The sequence below is a fragment of the Streptomyces sp. ICC1 genome, assembly GCF_003287935.1.
Lineage (GTDB): Bacteria > Actinomycetota > Actinomycetes > Streptomycetales > Streptomycetaceae > Streptomyces > Streptomyces tritrimontium.
The window spans coordinates 2,849,242-2,867,132 of the sequence record NZ_CP030287.1; the positions used below are offsets into that span (position 1 = coordinate 2,849,242).

Sequence of the window (17,891 nt, forward strand, 5' to 3'; positions counted from 1 at the left end):
GTTCCTCGGGTCGCGCCCCCGTCGTCGCGCCGCCCCGTCGTCCCGTCGTCGCTCGAGGAGCAGTCATGACCCGTGCCGCGAAGGCCGTCTACGCCGTCCTCGCGACCCTCTTACTGGCCGCGCCGGCGCCCGCCGTCACCGCTTCGGCGAGCTCGGGCCGGGCCCCGTCGGCCACCGCCGCCCCCGCACCGGCCCAGGCCGAGACCGTGACCCGGGGTCAGGACCAGGCCCCGGCCCCCCAAGTGATCCCGACACCCCGCAGACCGGGCGTACGGGGCCTGGAGATAGCCGTACCCGCCTACGTCTGGGCCGACGACCCGATGCTCGTCGAACTCACGGCCACCGGCCCGGCCGCCTCCGTCGTCGTCCTCAACCCGGGCAACGGCGACTCCCCGTTCGACGCCCCCTGGCGGGCCCGCGCCGACGCCCTGCGCGCCGGGACCACCGCCACCGGCGAGAAGACCAAGGTGCTCGGCTACGTCCACACCGACCACGGCAACCGGGACGCCGCCGCCGTCAAGGCCTCCGTCGACAACTACCTGAAGACTCCCGACGGCCGCCTCCATGTGGACGGCATCTTCTTCGACGTCGTCAGCCGTGACTGCGGCCCGGCCAATGCCACCCGCGACCACTACGCGGAACTGCGCCGCTACGTCCAGGACACCATGGAGGCGGCCGCCCCCGGCACCCCGGACCTGGTCGTCAACAACCCCGGTACGGCCATCGCCGACTGCTACCTGGAGCCCGGCCACCGCACCGCCGACGTCTTCGTCACCTACGAGGACACCCACGCGGCGTACACCGGCGGCGGTTGGCTCGGCGGCAACGTGTTCAACGGCCTCACCGGCTATCGCGCGGGCGCCGAACTCGACCCGAGCGGCACCGCGTTCTGGCACCTCGTCCACGACGTCCCGGACGCCGCCGCGATGCGCGCCACCCTGCGCACCGCCTTCGAGCGCGGAGCCGGCTACGCCTACGCCACCAGCGCGGAGATGCCGAACCCCTGGAACGCGCGGCCCGGTTGGAAGTTCCGCTCCCAGACGGCGTACGCGTCCACCCTGGGCTGAGGCGACCCCGGCCATCGCGGGCCCGGCTGTCGCGACCCCGGCCGTCGCGGCCCGGGCCCCACTTCGACGACAGGCCTAGCGGCCGTCGTTCTCCGGGCGGCGGGAGAAGCGCCACAGCAGGTGCGTCACCCGGAGCAGGAAGACCGTGCCGGCCAGCGCGCCGCCCGCCGCCGCCAGGGTGCGGCCGGTGCCGGGGGAGAGGTCGAAGGCCAGGGCCGGGCCGTACACCGCCGCGAAGGTGAGCGCGGCCGCGAGGCCGCCGCTGACGAACGCGTAGACGATCTCGATGGTGACCGCGTCCCGGTCCGCCTGACTGCGTCGCCCCATGCGCGCAGTGTCACAGCGTGTGGCGCACCGCCACAAGGGCGGCGCCGGGCCGCCGTTCAGATTCCGGCCGTCTCCGCCCAGAGCCGGGCCAGCTCCGCGTCACCCGTCACACCCGGCCCGGTGAGCGGCACCCGGTTCCACAGCGCCGTGTACAGCCAGGCCGCCTCGCCGGCGAGCGTGCAGTCGGCCGCCTCCCCTTCCACCTCGCCCCGCACCGTCCGGGCCGGCCCCGTGGACAGGTGTACGGTCCACACCGCGCCCGTGTCGGCGGCACGCACCCGCAGCACCCGCGGCTCGGGCGTCCGCACCCGGCTCTTCGGCCGCGCGTGGAAACCGGTCAGCAGCTCGTCCACCCCGTCCTCCGCGAACCCGGGCAGCACCGCCCCGAACGCCCTGCCCAGCGCGGCCTCCGCGTCCATCCGGTGCACGGTGGTCTCATGGGCCTGGCGCCGGGCCCAGAACGCCAGCGGCGACGGCGGGGCCGTCGGCAGGAAGGTCCAGCACTCCACATCGGCCGGCGCCCCGGCCAGCGTCCGCACCAGCGCCGCGTGGCCCTCGCGGAACCAGGCCAGCAGCTCCGCGCCCGCCACCTCCGGCGCGACCGGGAGCGGCACGCGCTCGCTGCGGCCCTCCGCCACGTATCCGGTGGCCCAGCGGTGCACCGAACCGGTGTGCCGCAGCAGATCGGCGACCCGCCACTCGGGGCAGGTGGGCACCACGGCGTCCGTACCGGCCCGTTCGGCGGCCTCGGCCAGCGCCTCGCCCTCGCGGGCCACGGTCTTCACGTAGTCGGTGATCTCCATGGCGGGAGTCTGCCAGCAGGGGCGGACAATGGAGGGCATGGACGGGGAACTCTTCGCGGGCGAGCTCTTCCCGCGCGAGCGGACCGAGGTCGCTCCGGGCGCCGTGCACCTGCCGGACTGGCTGGAACCCTCCCTGCAGAGGGAGTTGGTGGACGCCTGCCGCGCCTGGGCCCGGCCGCCCGCCGGGCTGCGCACCGTGCGCACGCCGGGCGGCGGCACGATGACCGCGCGGCAGGTGTGCCTCGGGCTGCACTGGTATCCGTACGGGTACGCGCCCACCGCCGTCGACGGGGACGGGACGCCGGTCAAGCCGATGCCCGAGTGGCTCGCGCGGCTGGGGCGGGACGCCGTGACCGCCGCGTACGGGAAGGCCCCGGGCCCCGGCTCCGCGTACGGCACCTGTGACACCTGCGGCACCTACGACACCTACGACATCGCGCTGGTCAACTTCTACGACGGCGACTCCCGCATGGGCATGCACCGCGACGCCGAGGAGCGCTCCGAGGCCCCGGTGGTCTCGTTCAGCCTGGGTGATCCATGCCTCTTCCGCTTCGGAAACACGGCCTCGCGAGGGCGTCCGTATCGGGACGTTGAGCTGCGCAACGGGGATCTGTTCGTCTTCGGCGGACCGGTCCGACGGGCCTATCACGGGGTGCCGAAGGTCCTTCCCGGGACCGCTCCGCCCGGCCTCGGGCTGACCGGGCGGCTGAACATCACACTCCGGGTCGGCGGGCTCGGCCGGCAGGCGGCGTCCCAGGGGCTCCGATCATGCGAGGATCGCTGTCATGAACGGCAACGGGGCCCCGCCGCGGGTGGGGGATGTGACCACGGTGTCCGCTGGGACCGACGGGGCTGACGGTACGGCCAGGGCCGAGGGGACGGCCAGGACTGACGGTACGGACAGGACCGAGGGGACGGCCGCGCCGGCACCGGCAGCGTCGACCGCCCCGGCCGTGGCCCCGGCCCCGGTCGCGTACGCCGGCTCCGTGCGGACCAAGCTGGAGCGGGGTCGCGGCGCGCTCGGCCCGGCGCTGGAGCTCGTCCACACCGGCCGGGCCCCGACCCGCGCCGTCCTCACCGCCGAACTCGGCGTCACCCGCGCCACCGCCGGAGCCGTCGCCGCGGAACTGGAGGCGCCCGGCCTGATCCGCGTCGACTCCCGCCCCGGCGGGGCCGGCGGAGCCCAGGGCCGCCCCTCGCACCGGCTCTCCGTGGACGAGGACGGCCCGGTGGCACTGGCCGCGCAGGTGCACTCGGACGGCTTCCGGGCCGCCCTGGTCGGCCTCGGCGGCCGGATCGTGGCCACCGCGCCCGGCCGGGTGCCGGTCTCCGCGGACCCCGCGCAGGTGCTCGGCGCGGTCGTCGAAGCCGGGGCCGCGCTGCTCGCGCAGACCGGCCGGCGCTGCATCGGAGCCGGGCTCGCGGTGCCTTCGGCGGTCGCTGAACCGGAGGGCACGGCACTGAACCCGCTGCACCTTGCCTGGCCGGCCGGTTCCCCCGTCCGGGCCATCTTCGCCGAGCAGGTGAAGGCCGCCGGCATCGACGGCCCGGCGCTGACCGGCAACGACGTCAACCTCGCCGCGCTCGCCGAGCACCGCCACGGCGCCGGCCGCAGCGCGCAGCACCTGCTGTGCGTGGCCACCGGGCACCGAGGTGTCGGCGGGGCGCTCGTCCTGGACGGGCGCCTGCACAGCGGGAGTTCGGGCCTGGCCCTGGAGGTCGGCCACCTCACCGTCAATCCGGAGGGGCGTCCCTGCCACTGCGGCAGTCGCGGCTGCCTCGACGTGGAGGCCGATCCGCTGGCCTTCCTCACCGCTGCCGGGCGCACCCCGGGACCCGAGGTCTCGCTGCTCCAGCAGGCCCGCGACCTGCTGCGCGAGGAGTCCGCGGATCCGGGCGTACGGGCGGCCGTGGAGGAACTGATCGACCGGCTCGGGCTGGGCCTCGCGGGCCTGGTGAACATCCTGAATCCGGACCGGATCATCCTCGGCGGACTCCACCGCGAACTGCTCCACGCCGACCCCGAGCGGCTGCGCGCGGTGGTCGCGGACCGCAGCCTGTGGGGGCGCAGCGGAGGCGTGCCGATCCTGCCCTGCACGCTCGACCACAACAGCCTGGTCGGCGCCGCCGAGCTGGCGTGGCAGCCCGTCCTGGACGACCCGCTCGGGACCCTGGGCGCGGCGGCCTGACCGGTCGCCCGCCCCGCCGGGCGGCGCGGGAGCGCTCCGGCCGGGCGGAGCCTGAGGGGGTGTGTCTCGGGTCTCCGTGGCGTCGCGGGCTCTGGCGCGCACGCTCGCCGCGTTGCCGCAATGTCCGAGTAGCTCCGCGCCACCAGGACATCCCGGCGCCTTGCGATCGCACGCACCAGAGCCCGCTCCTTCTTCCACGGAGACCCCGAGACACACCCCCTACCCGGGCCGCGCGCCGACCGGCGCCGCCGCCGACAGGGCGGCGGAGACGGGCTCGGGGGTGACCGCGACGAGCGGGGCCGGCGCTGGTCCCCGTACGGGCCTGTCGGCCAGGATCACCGGGTGGCGGGCCGGCGCGGCCGGTCCCGGCGCCGCGCGCAGGGAGAACCACACCACCTTGCCCGGGCAGTCGGCCTGCTGCCGCGCCCCCCATGCCTCGCTGACGGCCTCCACGAGCGCGAGCCCGCGTCCGGAGGTCTCCAGGGATCCGGCCTCGACGGCGCGGAGCACCGGGAGGCGCGGATCGCTGTCGTAGACGGAGACCGTCAGCCGGCCGAGGCGGAGCTCGATCTCGACCGTGCAGGTCTTGTCCGGCTGCGCGTGGCGGTGCACGTTGCTGAGCAGCTCCGTCACACCGAGTGCGGCCCGGTCGATGAGTGGATCGAGCTGCCAGTGGCGCAGCTGTGCGGAAACGATTCGGCGGATCTGTCCGATCCGCAAGGGCAGGGCCTGCAGTTCCACCACGCAGTGCCTGCGGGAATGACTGATCACGGCTGCGACTCCCCGACATCAGTGTTACGGGTGCTGCACCCTCGGTGACACCTCCCCAGGGTCACCCACTGTGCGCCCGTGTGCAACCGAATGCGATCGAAAGGGATTCGCATGGATACCCAAAGTGACTGTTTGTGCAGGTGAGCGGGGTACATTGCGAAAGCGGGCGGTGGCGATACGCACCCCTGGAAACACTCGGGACATCGGGAAGTACGAAGGAGCACGGCGCATGAGCACCACCGGTACGACCGCAACGACCATCGACGTCGACCGCAGCGACGCGGACTACCGCGCCTGGCTGAAGGAGGCCGTCCGCAAGGTCCAGGCCGACGCCAACCGGTCCGCCGACACCCACCTGCTGCGCTTCCCGCTCCCCGAGGCCTGGGGCATCGACCTCTACCTCAAGGACGAGTCCACGCACCCGACGGGCTCCCTCAAGCACCGCCTCGCCCGCTCGCTGTTCCTCTACGCCCTGTGCAACGGCTGGATCCGCCCCGGGCGCCCCGTCATCGAGGCCTCGTCCGGCTCCACCGCGGTCTCGGAGGCGTACTTCGCCAAGCTGATCGGCGTCCCGTTCATCGCCGTGATGCCGCGGACGACGAGCCCCGAGAAGTGCCGGCTCATCGAGTTCCACGGGGGCGAGTGCCACTTCGTCGACGACTCGATGAAGATGTACGAGGAGGCCGCGGAGCTCGCCGCCCGGACCGGCGGTCACTACATGGACCAGTTCACGTACGCGGAGCGCGCGACCGACTGGCGGGGCAACAACAACATCGCGGAATCGATGTACCAGCAGCTGCGCCTGGAGCGCTACCCCGAGCCCGCGTGGATCGTGGCCACGGCCGGCACCGGCGGCACCTCCGCGACCATCGCGCGCTACGTGCACTACATGCAGCACGACACCCGCATCTGCGTCCCGGACCCGGAGAACTCCTGCTTCTTCGACGGCTGGACCAACGGCGACCCGCACGCGACGAGCGACTGCGGATCGCGCATCGAGGGCATCGGCCGGCCGCGGATGGAGCCGAGCTTCGTCCCCGGCGCCATCGATCGCATGATGCGGGTCCCGGACGCGGCGAGCATCGCGGCGTGCCGCGCGCTGGAGACGGTGATCGGCCGCAAGGCGGGCGGATCCACCGGTACGGGAGTGTGGAGCGCGCTGAAGATCATCGCGGAGATGGTGGCGGAGGGCCGCACCGGCAGCGTCGTCACCCTGCTCTGCGACCCGGGCGACCGCTACTTGGACAAGTACTACTCCGACGCGTGGGTCGCGGCGCAGGGGCTCGACCTCGCGCCGTACGCGCTGACGCTCGAGACGATGCTGGCGACCGGGGTGTGGCGCGAGCCCTCTGCGTAAAGGTTTCCTCTGGCCGGGCCCCGGTCCGCTGGCTACGCTGTGCGGACTTTGGGCACGGCGCGGCACCGTGCGGCGCGGCGCGGGTACGGGGGCGGGGAGCCATGGCGGAGATCACGGACGGCGTCGGCGTCGGTGGCGGTGGTGGCGGCGAAGCACCGCCCGGGGAGCGGTCGTTGGCCTGCCCCCGGTGCGGCCGGGAGGACCAGGTGCTGGGCGTGCCCGCCGCGTACCTGGGGGCCAAGGCCGAGCTCCGGGAGGACAGCGGGGGCGGCGAGGACCACAAGGTCACGACCCGCGAGGTGAACTCGGCGCTGGGCGAGGCCCTCGCGATCGCCCCGGAGGCGCCGGCCAACGGCGCCACGGGCTGCTTCGGCATGGTCCTCGTCCTCGTGTCGATCGGCACGTTCATCTGGGGAGCGGTCCAGGGGAAGTGGTTCGACCGCGGGGCGGCCACCCGGTTCGTCGCCGAGGCCGGCGGCGGCCACTTCGTGGTCGACCCGCCCCAGACGTGGGTGGGAGTGCTCTCCGGGGTCTCGCTGCTGGTGGGCGTCGCCATGATCGTCACGGCCGGCCGGACCGTACGGGTCTGGCGCCGCCGGACCGAACCGGGACGGGCGGCCGCCGACCGGGTCTGGGCGCAGGGCTGGTACTGCGGCCGGTGCGGCACGGTCCACTTCGCCGGCGAACGGGCCATGGGCCTGCAGGAGTTCCGGACCTGGGTCTGGTCGGCGGGAGGCTACGGGGACCTGGCCGCGCGGCACCCCGCGATCTGATCCGTGACAGGGCCGTGGCGCTGGTGTCGATCGCCAACTTCCTGGGCGCCGGCCACCTCTCCCTGTCCGTCCCCAGAGGCGGACCGGCGGCCACGGGGACCTCGCCGAAGCGAACCCTGCGGTCGACGTGACCGTCGGCCGAGGCCCCTGCGGCCAGTGATCCGCTACTGATCCGCTACTGGTCCGCCCCGCTGCGCTCCGCCAGCCGCCGGTCCAGCGCGCGGACCGCCGTGCGGAAGGAGTGGCCGAGGCCCGGGCGGGCGGCGGCGACGCCGAACCGGTACGGGGCCGTCCCGTCCGTCGCGAAGGTCCACCTCACGTGCGTTCCGGAGCCGGAGGGGGTCAGCCGCCATTCCTCCAACAGGGCCCGCATGCCCGGGGCGTTGGTCTCGTCGACGCGGTACGCGTAGCGCTGCTCCGGATCGGCGGCCATGATCGTCTCCTGGAACCGGACCCCGCCCATCAGCTTGATCTCGCGCCCCGCGCCCCCGTGCGTCGGCCGGGCCAGGGTGACCGCCCGGAACCAGCTCGGCCAGCCCTCCAGCTCCTCGGCCAGTGCCCGGTACACGGTCTCGGGTGCCGCCGTGATCCGGGCGGCGAACGCCAGGCGTACGGGGGCGTCCTCGATGAAGTCCAGCCCCACGGGGCGCAGTCGGCGGGCCATGGCGTAACTCCCAGGGTTGCGGCGGGCATCCGGCGGGCTGCCACCCTAGCTGGCGGTCCGTCAGATGTCCCCGGCGGGGTGTCCGAGCCGTTTCGCGGACCCGGCCCCGGCCGGGACAATGCGGTGCATGCTTATCAGAGCAGCGCACATCGACGAACTGTCCCTCCTGCAGGACATCGAGCGGGCCGCGGGGGAGTGCTTCCGGGCCATCGGCATGCCGGAGATCGCCGACGACGAACCGCTCCCACTGGAGGAACTCCTCGGCTACCGGCGGGCCGGCCTGGTCTGGGTCGCGGCCGAGGGGACGGGCACGGCCGAGGAGACAGGCGCGACCGACGGGACGGTCACAGCCGACAGCACGGGCGCGGCCCACGGGACGGGCGAGGGCACTCCGGTCGGCTACCTCATCGCCGACCGGGTCGACGGCAACCTGCACGTCGAGCAGGTGTCGGTGCATCCCGACCGCGCGCACCGCCGCATCGGGCGGTCACTGCTGGAGCACCTGGCGGAGCGGGCCGCGGCCGAGGGCGCCCCCGCCCTGACGCTCACGACCTTCACCGACGTCCCGTGGAACGCCCCGTACTACGCCCGCTGCGGCTTCCGGATCCTGGACGACAGCGGCCTGGGGACCGGTCTGCGCGACATCCGCGACCGGGAGGCCGTGCACGGCCTCGACCGCTGGCCCCGCGTGTGCATGCGCCGGGACCTGCGCCCGGGCTCCGGGCGGTGAGCGCCTGGCTCTGACGGGCCACCCGCGCTGTGCGCGGGCGCCCCGTCAGAGCTCCGGGAGGTCCGCCGGGAACAGCAGGGTGAGGTCCTCCGTACTCGGCTCCGACAGCTGCGCCACCCGCCCCGCGTGCCGCTCGACCATCGACTCGAAGGTCTGGCGGGCGGTGCGGCCGTTGCCGAAGGCCGGCCCCTTGGGCAGGTCCGTGAAGTACGCCAGCAGCGCTTCGGAGGTCTTCTCGCCGAGGAGGTACTCGTGTTCCTCGGACTGCTGCTCCACGATCCGCAGCAACTCCTCGGGCCCGTAGTCCCCGAAGGTGATGGTCCGGGAGAAGCGCGAGGCGACCCCCGGGTTGACGGTCAGGAAGCGGTCCATCTCCGCCGTGTACCCGGCCACGATCACCACCACCGCCTCCCGGTGGTCCTCCATCAGCTTCACCAGCGTGTCGATGGCCTCGCGCCCGAAGTCGCGGCCGGAGTCCTCGGGAGCCAGCGCGTACGCCTCGTCGATGAACAGCACCCCGCCGCGCGCCCGGTCGAAGGCCTCCTGGGTGCGGATCGCGGTGGACCCGATGTGCTCGCCGACCAGGTCCACCCGGGAGACCTCCACCAGGTGTCCGCGCTCCAGGACCCCGAGGGAGGCCAGGATCTCCCCGTACAGCCGGGCCACGGTCGTCTTGCCGGTGCCGGGGGAGCCGGTGAAGACCAGGTGGCGGCGGACGGAGGCCGCCTTGAGGCCCGCCCGCTGGCGCCTGCGGCCCACCTCGATCATGTCGGTGAGCGCGCGGACCTCGCGCTTGACGCTGTCCAGGCCCACCAGCGCGTCGAGCTGCCCCAGCACCTCGCCGGAACCGCGCCCCGTCGCCGTCCCGTCGCCGGCCGGGTCCGCCTCGTCGGCGGGCCGCTGGGCCGGCAGCGCCGTCCGCTCCGCCGCCGAGGGTCCTACGGGGCTCTGCGCGGCCGAGACCGTACGGATCCCCGCGCGCTCACCGGAGGCCGCCGCCCCCGCGCCGGAGGCCGACTGCGCGGCGAGGCGGGGACCCGACTCGTCGCTCGTGCACTCCTCGGCGACCGGGCCGTCCTCGGCGAACTCGTACCCGCCGCGCGCGCAGCGCTCGGTGTGGCAGCGGTTCAGGCTGGTGCGGCAGCCGTCGATGACGTGGAACCCGAAGCCGGAGCTGCCCGTCACCCGGCACGCGGTGAAGGTGCCGCGCCCGCCCGCCGAGACGTAGAACCCGGCCTCGGCGGGAGAGCTGACCGTGCACCGCTCCAGCGCGGGATCGGCGCCCTTGGTGACGATCACACCGGTCTGGACGGAGTCGATGGTGCAGTTGGCGAGGGTGCCGCCGCTGCCGTGGTCGCGGAACCAGGCCCCGGTCGCCGCCTCCCGGATCCGGCAGTCGTCGAGCTGGGCGGTGGCCCCGTCGCTCACGGAGACGGCGGTGTTGCGCACCTGGGAGAGGTCGCTGTCCACGACGTCGGCGCGCGAACCCCGGTCCAGGACGAACAGCGCGTCCGGTACGTCGTGCACGCGGCAGGAGTCCAGCGAGGCGCTGGCGCCGTCGCTGATCCAGACGGCGGGATAGTCGCCCGTGCTGTCGTGGATCTCGCAGGACTCGGCGACGACGCGGGTGCCCGGGTCCCACACCGACAGGCCGTTGCGGCCGAAGCGGCGGACCGTGGTGCGGCTGAGCGTCAGCACGGAACGGGAGCGCAGGTCCACCGCGTTCTCCGGGATGTCGTGGATGTCGCAGCCGGCGAGGGTGAGCACGGCGTCCGTGTCGAGGGTGACCCCGTCGGCCGTGGTGCGGTGCACCGAGCAGTCGGTGAGCACGGCCGTGGCCCGCGCGGCGATCTGCACGCCGGCGCCCTTGATCTCGTAGACCTCGCAGCCGAGGGCCTCCAGGCCCGAACCGTCGCCGGTCACCCCGATGCCCGCGCCCGTGGCGTGGTGGATCCGGCAGCGCTCCAGCCGGGGGCGGCCGCCCCCGCGCACCGAGACCCCGGTCTGCCCGGCGGCCACCACCTCGCACTCCTCGAACACCCCGCCGCCGCCGTCCAGTACGGCGATTCCGACCCCGGCCGGATTCTCCACCGTGCAGCGCCGGACCAGCGGGCGGGCCCCGCTGCCGCGGACCTCGATGCCGGCCGCCGATCGGGTGCTCACCCGCAGGTCGGTGAGTTCGGGGGAGCCGTCCTCGACGAGCAGCGCGGGCGCGGTGCGGTCCTGGCCCTCCAGGTGGAGGTCCTGGACGACGGCCGAGGCGCGGATGGTCAGCGCGACCCCGTCGAGCGGCGCGATCCGCACCGAGCCCACCGAGCCCTCCGGCCCGCGCAGGGTCACGGCGTGCCGCAGCACCAGGTTCTCCCGGTAGGTGCCGGGCGCGATGGACAGGACGTCGCCGTCGCCCGCCGCGGCGAGCGCGGCCGTCAGCGTCGGATAATCCCCGGAGCGGCGACGCCACCGCGAGGTCCCGCCGTGCGTCACCTGGACCGTGCCCTGAGCCATGGTGCTGTCGTGCCCCCACCCTCGTGTTCGCGTCTGACTGTCCCGGCCGGCGCGGACCGGCCGGTGTGTGCCGTCCGGTGTGTGCCGCCCGGTGTGTGCCGTCCGTGCGCGCCGGTCCCTCGGCGTACCGGGCCGTTCGTGCTCCGGTCCGCTCCACCGTAGCGCGCGCGGGGCCGGTGAGTTGCCAGGTCAGCTGCCCGCGCCCGCCCGGCCCCAGTCCGGTCCCGCCGCGGCCCACGCGCGGTCCAGCCGCATGTACCGCCGATGCATGAGCCTTCGTACGACAAGGCGGCGAACGGTCTCCACCAGAGCGGCGATCACGAGTGCGGCCGCGAGGCCCGCGGCCCCCGCGTGGAAACTCGCCGACGCCGGGTCCAGCGGCTGCCCCACCAGCCGGCCGTGCGTGTCGGTCCATATCCGGAACCGCTCCCCGGGGTGCGGCGGTTCCTCCGCGGCCGGAACCGTCCCCTGGTGGCTGCTGCCGTCGGGCGCGGTCCACGACGCGACGATCTGCGAACGCTGCGGATTCTGCCGCTGCGCCCCCGGATCGGTGGCCGCCCCCGCGGCCGGCTCCGGGGCCGGCCGGACCACCACCGCCGGTACGAGGTAGCGCTCGTGCCGCTGTTCGCGCGCGGCCCGCTGCAGCGTGCCGTCCACCCGCACGCCCGCGGCCCAGCCGACGGCCGGCGCCACGACCAGGACGCACACCACGGCGGCGAACGCCACCCACGCCTCGATGAAATCAGTCCTGCGGCGCAGCGGATTGAGCCGCCAACGCCACACACCCATTGCTGTCCGCACGGTCCGGCTCCCCCAACTTGTGCCAGTCTCCGCCTGTCTGGTCCTACCCTCCCGCATGCCCTGGTCGAGCGCATTCCGGGACTCGCGAGACATGTGTCACCAGGTGCGGCGCACGCGTCTCGAATGATCCAACGGGCAGTTCACGGTGGTTGGTTCCAGGGATTAGCGAGAGCCCCCCGAAGGTGTCATTCCGGGTGGGCTCACCGGCCCTCACTCCAGGACGCGGACCTCGTCGCCGACGCGAACCGTGCCGAGGCGCAACGGCACCAGCAGCCGCCCGAAAGCCAGCGACTTCCCGATCCGCCGGTGCCTGGCCAGCGTCTTGAGCGGTTCCTTGCCGCGCGCCGCCGTCACCTGGTCGGTGGTCGTGACCACGCAGCGCCCGCACTCGCGCACCCCGCGGAAGACGGCGTCGCCGATCGCGATGCGCAGCCAGCCGTCCTCGGCCCACGCCTCGGCTCCGGAGACCACCACGTTCGGGCGGAAGCGGTTCATCGGGAGCGGACCCTCGTCCGGATGGTCCCCCTGGGAGATCAGCTCGTTGAGCGCGTCCAACGAGGCCAGGGTGGTGAGCAGCAGCGGGTAGCCGTCGGCCAGGCTCACGGTCTCCCCGGGCAGGGCGTAAGCGGGATCCACGGGCCGCCGGCCGGCCGGATCGTCCAAGTGCGCCAAGCGCGCCGGCACCCCGAGGTACGCGGTGAACCAGTCGGCCGCGGCGCTCGCCGCGGCCACGGTCTCGACCTTCTTGCCGAAGAGCACCACCGGCTCCAGCGGCCCCGGCTCCGGCACCTCCACCGTCAGGTCCGCCATGCCCGGTGCCGACAGCGCGATCCCGCCGCCCCCCAGCGGACGGGCGCTCGCCAAAGCCAGCCTCGGCTGCTGCCGTTGGGTGATGACCGCACCCTCGCCGTCCACCACGGCCCACCGGCGGTCTCCTGCCAGACCCCAGGGCTCCACGGCCACCTCGTGGGGAGCCGTCCCCGCCACCGATTTCACGGGGTGGACGTGGAGCGCCCGGACGTGCAATTTCGACATGAGGGCATACTGCCATTCGCCCTCAGTGCTTCCGCCGGGACCTCCACGGCGACCTCGTCGAAGCGTTCGTCGGAGCGCTCGCCGCGAGCGCGCCGGTCAGTACCCGCGCCCCTGCTGGTACGGACGGCCGTACGGGTCCTCGTACGAGGCGGCCGGGACGGGCGCGGGCTGCGCCTGCATCGGACGCGGCGCGGCCGGGCGCATCGCCTCGTAGCCGGTGCCCGTGGCGACCGGGCGGGGCTGCTGCGGCTGGGGCTGCGGGACGTAACCCGTGCGCGCCGCGAACTGCTGCTGAGGGATGTACGGCGCGGGAGCCTGCTGGAGCGGCATCGGCTGCTGCATCTGCCCCATTTGGGTCATCTGGGCCATCTGCGGCATCGGCTGCGGAGCGGACTGCTGCTGGTACGGGTAGCCGTACGCCGGGACCTGGCCGTGCTGCTGCGAGACGGCCGGCGGGAGCGCGGCCGGCAGCGCGGGCAGGGCGGACGGCAGAGCCGGGAGGTACCCACCGCTCGAGTAGCCGGAACTCGGCGAGTCGTAGGCGGCCGGGACCCGGATCGGGGCGATCTGCGGAGTGCCGCGTTCGGCGACGAGGGAGTCGTAGATAGGGGTGTCCGGGAAGGAGGGCGCGGAGTAGTAACCGCCGCCATAAGTGGAGCGGGGGGAGGTCATGGACCTAAGTTAAGCCCACGACTTCACCGGGTCCATAGCGAGGTGCCCCCAACACCGCCCTGACCTGCATATTCGCAGGTCAGGGCCACAGGTTTCACTTCTTCTTCACGTGCACGATTCGTCACTTCCACCCCGTCTTGCGCCTACTCGTACTCACCGGTTGGGTGCGGGGCCGGAGGCGTCCCGCGGCGTCCTGACAGAGAGTCACAAACTGGTGACCTCGGATGACATGGTTTCGGGTGGGGACGACCGGTTTCAGGCGTCGCCGGGGCGGGCATAGGTACGGCCTTTCCATGCCGCTCCGCGTCCGCGGTAGTGCTGCACGGCGGAGTCGAGGGTCATCAGGAGGTAGAGCAGCGCGGTGAGCGGGAGCAGCGGCGCGAGCGCGAGCGGTTGGCGGTAGTAGCGCAGCATCGGCACGTAGGTGGCGGTCATCAGCAGCCAGGCCAGGCCGCCGGCCCAGGCGACATCGGGCCGGCCCGCGGCCAGTCCGGCGAACAGGGCGGCGGGCGGCACGAGGTAGACGAGGGCCAGCCCGGCCACCGTCCCGGCCAGGAGCGCGGGCTGGTGGCGCAGTTGCGCGTAGGCGCTGCGCGAGACCATCCGCCACAGGTCCGCGAGGGAGGTGTACGGGCGCACGCTGTCCACCCGCTCCGCGAGGCCGAGCCAGATCCGCCCGCCGGTGCGCTGGACCGCGCGGGCGAGCGAGACGTCGTCGATGACCGCCTGGCGGATCGAGTCCGGCACCCCGGCCCGCACGGCCGCCCCGGTGCGCAACAGGACGCACCCGCCGGCGGCGGCCGCGGTGCGGGAGCCCGGACGGTTGATCCAGCGGAAGGGGTAGAGCTGCGCGAAGAAGTACACGAAAGCGGGGACGATCAGCCGCTCCCAGACGCCGACGGCACGCAGCCGGGCCATCTGCGAGACGAGGTCGAGGCCGGCCGTCGTCGCGGCGGCGACCAGCTCGCGCAGGCTGTCGGGCTCGTGGGCGATGTCGGCGTCGGTGAGGAGGAGGAAGTCGGGCTCGGCGGGAGCGCCGCCGGGGGAGGTGTGCGCGGTACGGGCGTACTCGATGCCGTGGCGCAGCGCCCAGAGCTTGCCGGTCCAGCCGGGGCCGGGCTCGCCGGGGGAGACGACGGTCAGGGGGAGCCCGGGATGCGCGAGCGCGAGCCGCCGGGCGAGGTCGGCCGTGCCGTCCGTGCTCCCGTCGTCCACGAGGACGACCTCGGCCTCGCCGGGATAGTCCTGCGCGAGCAGCGAGGGCAGGCTCAGCGGCAGCACCTGCGCCTCGTCCCTGGCCGGGACGATGATCGCGACGGACGGCCAGTGCGCGGGTGCGTGCCGGGGCGGCAGCCGGGTGTCGGTCCGCCAGAACATGCCCTGGCCGAAGGTGAGCCAGAGCCAGACGACGAGCGCCGCGCAGGCCGCGGCGAGGAGGAGACCCATTCCGGCAGTGTGCCGGGAACGGCCGGGCGTGCGGTGCCGGGAATCGCCGGACGTGACGTGTCGGAACACCGCTGTCCTCGGCTGTCCTCGGCTGTCTGCGGCCGTCTTCGGCCGTCTTCGGCGCGCGGGTGCGCGGAGCCCGCGGTGCCGCCGCCCCGGGCCGGGTCGGGGCATCGATTAAGGTGACGAGGTGAAGATCGCCCTGATGGACTCCGGCATCGGCCTCCTCGCGGCGGCCGCCGCGACGCGGAGGCTGCGCCCGGACGCCGAGCTGGTGCTGTCCTGCGACCCCGACGGGATGCCCTGGGGGCCGCGGACCCCGCAGGACCTCACCGGCCGGGCGCTCGCCGTCGCGCGCGCCGCCGCCGCGCACCGGCCGGACGCGCTGATCGTCGCCTGCAACACCGCCTCCGTGCACGCACTGCCCGCGCTGCGCGCCGAGCTGGAACCCGGCATCCCCGTCATCGGGACCGTGCCGGCGATCAAGCCCGCCGCGGCCGCCGGGGGCCGCGTGGCCATCTGGGCCACCCCGGCCACCACCGGCAGCCCCTACCAGCGGGGCCTGATCCGCGACTTCGCCGACGGGGCGCGCGTCACCGAGGTGCCCTGCCCGGGTCTGGCCGACGCCGTGGAGGCAGGGGACGAGGCCGCCGTCGTACGGGCCGTCGCCGCGGCCGCCGCGCTGACCCCGGCCGACGTCACCGACGTGGTGCTCGGCTGCACGCACTACGAGCTGGTCGAGGCTGCGATCCGGGCCGCCCTGGACCGCCGCACCGGGGGCGCCGCGTTGGTGTTCCACGGCTCCGCCGAGCCCGTCGCCGTCCAGGCGCTGCGCCGGCTCGGCGCCCGGCCCGAGCCCGGCCTGCCGCGCACCGGCGGCCTGACCGTCCTGCTCAGCGGCCGCCCCGGCGCGCTTCCCGGGGCCGCCCTCGGATACGCCGAGGGCCGCCTCCTCGCCGGCCGGAGCGCAGCGGTCCGGGGATGACCCGGCTGCGGGCGTCCCGGCTCAGTGCGACCCGGTCACCCGTCCGCCCAGTGCGCCCCGTCCGCCCGGTCCGCCCCGTCCGCCGCCACCCGGGCCGCTCCGGCCTCCGCGAGGCGCCGGGCCAGGTCCTGTAGGTCGGCCGCGTCCAGGACACGGTTCCCGAAGCCGGGCAGGGGCACGTGCAGCGGTGCCGTCCAGGCCTCCGGAACCGCCGCCCGGCCGTACCGGGCCCCGGCCAGGACGCCGGTGACCGCCGCCACCGTGTCGGTGTCACCGCCGAGGTCCACGGCGGCCCGTACGGCCTCGGCGAAGCCCGTCGTGGTGCGCAGCGCCCACACCGCCGAGCCCAGGCAGGGCCAGACCGCGCCGTTGAACTCGGTGGCCAGGTCCGGGTGCCAGTCCGGGGCGAGGACCCGGGCGTACCGCTCGCGGTGCTTCGGGTGCACCTCCTCCAGCGTCGCCGGGAGGGCCGCCAGCGGATCGTCCCCGTCCAGGGCCACGCGTACGAGCTCATGGAGGACGGCCGTGCCCTCCCAGGCGGCCCGGTCGCCGTGGGTGAGCGCGGCGATCCGCCGGGCGGCGTCCATGGTCGACTCCCGCCCCGACGGGGCGAAGTACACCGCCGAGGTCGAGGCCCGCATCAGCGAACCGTTGCCCGCCGCCCGCGCGTTGATCTGGAAGTGCAGGGCGGCGGCCAGGTTCCAGGGCTCGCCGTTCGTCAGCACGTCTTCCGTCTGCAGACCGATGTCCTTGGGGTCGCCCGCCGCCCAGCGCCGGAACCGGCCGAAGACGTCGGAGAGTTCGAGCCCGCCGCACTCCAGCAGGGACTCGGCCACCAGCACCGCCATCTGCGTGTCGTCGGTCGCCTCGCCCGGATCCCAGCCGCCGCCCCCGCACATCTCCTGGCCGCGCGCGGCCAGCTGCCCGGCGGGGCCGAACTCGTAGGGAGCGCCGAGCGCGTCGCCGGCCGCCGAGCCGATGACTGCTCCGACGGCGCGGTCGAGCCGCGTGGTCATGAGTGCTCCTCGTGCTCGTCGTGTTCGTGGGGTTCGGGGCACACACGGGCCAGGAGGCCGCGGGCGAAGGAGTCCAGGTCGTCCAGCCCGGCCGCGGCCAGCGTGTCCGGCGCCCCGGTCAGCAGGTGGGACACCGCGCCGTGCAGGGCGAGGGTGAGGGCGCTCGCCCGCTCCGGCCCGGCCGGCAGTCCGGCGGTGCGCAGCAGATGGCCGTACGCGGCGAAGTCCGCGGCCGCGATCGGGTCCAGCAGCGCGGCCAGCCACGGCCGCCGGGTCGCCTCGGCCTGGAGCTCCAGGTACGCCACGACCCGCGGCCTCCCCGGCCCGGCCGCGTCGCGCAGCAGTCCGGCGAGCAGCGCCGCGAGCGCGGCCCGGTCGGCGGGTCCGGAGCCGGAGCCCGCGAGCAGTCCGGCGAGGGCCCGGTACCGCTCCAGGCAGCGCTCGGCGACCGCGCGCAGCAGGGCGTCCCGGGTCGGGAAGTAGTTCTTGGCCGTGCCGAGCGGCACATCGGCCGCCGCGTCGACGGCCCGGTGCGCCCCAGGCGGCCGGGTAGCGGAGTGCCGTGCTCCGGTTGAGTCGCCGGCCGGGACAGGGGTCGTCTGCGCCACAGTCTCGTTTCAGCCTCCGGCCTCACGACGGCCGGATCCATCCGGTCATTGGCCGATTCCTCACTTGCCCAGAGAAGTCTGACCGCTTCCATCGACCTCCCGCACGCGAAATCTCGACCTTGGGTCACGAAACGGCAAAGGG

The 17,891-nt window shown here is 74.5% G+C and carries 16 protein-coding genes and 2 pseudogenes; 7 read left to right on the forward strand and 11 right to left on the reverse strand.

Annotated elements, in window-relative coordinates; all coding sequences use genetic code 11:
* Positions 1 to 65 precede the first annotated feature (65 nt).
* Complete coding sequence (locus DRB96_RS13430) at positions 66 to 1,067, forward strand: spherulation-specific family 4 protein (protein ID WP_239516104.1); 1,002 nt, start codon at positions 66 to 68, stop codon at positions 1,065 to 1,067.
* Positions 1,068 to 1,142: 75 nt separating this feature from the next.
* On the opposite strand, the gene DRB96_RS13435 is transcribed toward DRB96_RS13430, so the two are convergent.
* Together DRB96_RS13435 and DRB96_RS13440 are read right to left on the reverse strand one after the other, a co-directional pair.
* Positions 1,143 to 1,394, reverse strand: coding sequence for a DUF6332 family protein (locus DRB96_RS13435; protein ID WP_112448661.1), 252 nt, complete (start codon positions 1,392 to 1,394; stop codon positions 1,143 to 1,145).
* A 56-nt stretch (positions 1,395 to 1,450) separates the two neighbouring features.
* The gene (locus DRB96_RS13440; RefSeq protein ID WP_112448662.1) at positions 1,451 to 2,197 is read right to left on the reverse strand and encodes a maleylpyruvate isomerase family mycothiol-dependent enzyme; all 747 of its coding nucleotides are present in this window, start codon (positions 2,195 to 2,197) and stop codon (positions 1,451 to 1,453) included.
* Positions 2,198 to 2,234: 37 nt separating this feature from the next.
* Here DRB96_RS13440 and DRB96_RS13445 point away from each other — a divergent pair.
* Positions 2,235 to 2,933, forward strand: a pseudogene (locus DRB96_RS13445) (alpha-ketoglutarate-dependent dioxygenase AlkB); the annotation flags it as partial.
* A 250-nt stretch (positions 2,934 to 3,183) separates the two neighbouring features.
* Positions 3,184 to 4,386, forward strand: a complete 1,203-nt coding sequence (locus tag DRB96_RS13450; RefSeq protein ID WP_239517726.1) for an ROK family protein — start codon at positions 3,184 to 3,186, stop codon at positions 4,384 to 4,386.
* Between the two features lie 219 nt (positions 4,387 to 4,605).
* Here DRB96_RS13450 and DRB96_RS13455 read toward each other — a convergent pair whose 3' ends face one another.
* Positions 4,606 to 5,157 carry an ATP-binding protein gene (locus DRB96_RS13455; RefSeq protein WP_112448665.1) on the reverse strand — a complete coding sequence of 184 codons (552 nt, stop codon included), beginning with the start codon at positions 5,155 to 5,157 and terminating at the stop codon, positions 4,606 to 4,608.
* A gap of 229 nt (positions 5,158 to 5,386) precedes the next feature.
* Between DRB96_RS13455 and DRB96_RS13460 the strand changes: the two genes are divergently transcribed.
* On the forward strand, positions 5,387 to 6,514 hold the full coding sequence (locus DRB96_RS13460; RefSeq protein ID WP_112448666.1) for a PLP-dependent cysteine synthase family protein: 1,128 nt from the start codon (positions 5,387 to 5,389) through the stop codon (positions 6,512 to 6,514).
* A 101-nt stretch (positions 6,515 to 6,615) separates the two neighbouring features.
* Positions 6,616 to 7,287 (forward strand): hypothetical protein, encoded by a 672-nt coding sequence (locus DRB96_RS13465; RefSeq protein ID WP_112448667.1) that lies wholly within the window; start codon positions 6,616 to 6,618, stop codon positions 7,285 to 7,287.
* Positions 7,288 to 7,462: 175 nt separating this feature from the next.
* On the opposite strand, the gene DRB96_RS13470 is transcribed toward DRB96_RS13465, so the two are convergent.
* Positions 7,463 to 7,951 (reverse strand): SRPBCC family protein, encoded by a 489-nt coding sequence (locus tag DRB96_RS13470; RefSeq protein ID WP_112448668.1) that lies wholly within the window; start codon positions 7,949 to 7,951, stop codon positions 7,463 to 7,465.
* 127 nt (positions 7,952 to 8,078) lie between these two features.
* Between DRB96_RS13470 and DRB96_RS13475 the strand changes: the two genes are divergently transcribed.
* Positions 8,079 to 8,681 (forward strand): GNAT family N-acetyltransferase, encoded by a 603-nt coding sequence (locus DRB96_RS13475; protein WP_112448669.1) that lies wholly within the window; start codon positions 8,079 to 8,081, stop codon positions 8,679 to 8,681.
* 45 nt (positions 8,682 to 8,726) lie between these two features.
* Here the strand turns inward: DRB96_RS13475 and DRB96_RS13480 are convergent, their stop codons facing one another.
* From DRB96_RS13480 to DRB96_RS13500, 5 genes are all read right to left on the reverse strand, one after another.
* Complete coding sequence (locus tag DRB96_RS13480) at positions 8,727 to 11,186, reverse strand: right-handed parallel beta-helix repeat-containing protein (RefSeq protein WP_112448670.1); 2,460 nt, start codon at positions 11,184 to 11,186, stop codon at positions 8,727 to 8,729.
* Positions 11,187 to 11,375: 189 nt separating this feature from the next.
* Entirely contained in the window at positions 11,376 to 11,987 is a 612-nt protein-coding gene (locus tag DRB96_RS13485) for a hypothetical protein (RefSeq protein WP_112453400.1), read from the reverse strand.
* 210 nt (positions 11,988 to 12,197) lie between these two features.
* Complete coding sequence (locus tag DRB96_RS13490; protein ID WP_112448671.1) at positions 12,198 to 13,022, reverse strand: MOSC N-terminal beta barrel domain-containing protein; 825 nt, start codon at positions 13,020 to 13,022, stop codon at positions 12,198 to 12,200.
* Positions 13,023 to 13,118: 96 nt separating this feature from the next.
* Positions 13,119 to 13,694 (reverse strand): DUF6643 family protein, encoded by a 576-nt coding sequence (locus DRB96_RS13495; RefSeq protein ID WP_112448672.1) that lies wholly within the window; start codon positions 13,692 to 13,694, stop codon positions 13,119 to 13,121.
* A gap of 255 nt (positions 13,695 to 13,949) precedes the next feature.
* Positions 13,950 to 15,140 carry a glycosyltransferase gene (locus DRB96_RS13500; protein ID WP_112453401.1) on the reverse strand — a complete coding sequence of 397 codons (1,191 nt, stop codon included), beginning with the start codon at positions 15,138 to 15,140 and terminating at the stop codon, positions 13,950 to 13,952.
* Between the two features lie 190 nt (positions 15,141 to 15,330).
* On the opposite strand from DRB96_RS13500, the gene DRB96_RS13505 reads away from it, so the two are divergent.
* A complete protein-coding gene (locus DRB96_RS13505) occupies positions 15,331 to 16,125 on the forward strand; it encodes an aspartate/glutamate racemase family protein (RefSeq protein ID WP_162688555.1) in 795 nt (264 codons plus the stop codon).
* A 35-nt stretch (positions 16,126 to 16,160) separates the two neighbouring features.
* Here the strand turns inward: DRB96_RS13505 and DRB96_RS13510 are convergent, their stop codons facing one another.
* Together DRB96_RS13510 and DRB96_RS13515 are read right to left on the reverse strand one after the other, a co-directional pair.
* On the reverse strand, positions 16,161 to 17,141 hold the full coding sequence (locus DRB96_RS13510; protein ID WP_112448673.1) for an ADP-ribosylglycohydrolase family protein: 981 nt from the start codon (positions 17,139 to 17,141) through the stop codon (positions 16,161 to 16,163).
* Positions 17,138 to 17,674, reverse strand: a pseudogene (locus DRB96_RS13515) (TetR/AcrR family transcriptional regulator); the annotation flags it as partial. The gene DRB96_RS13510 and the pseudogene DRB96_RS13515, both read right to left, overlap by 4 nt.
* Positions 17,675 to 17,891: the final 217 nt, after the last annotated feature.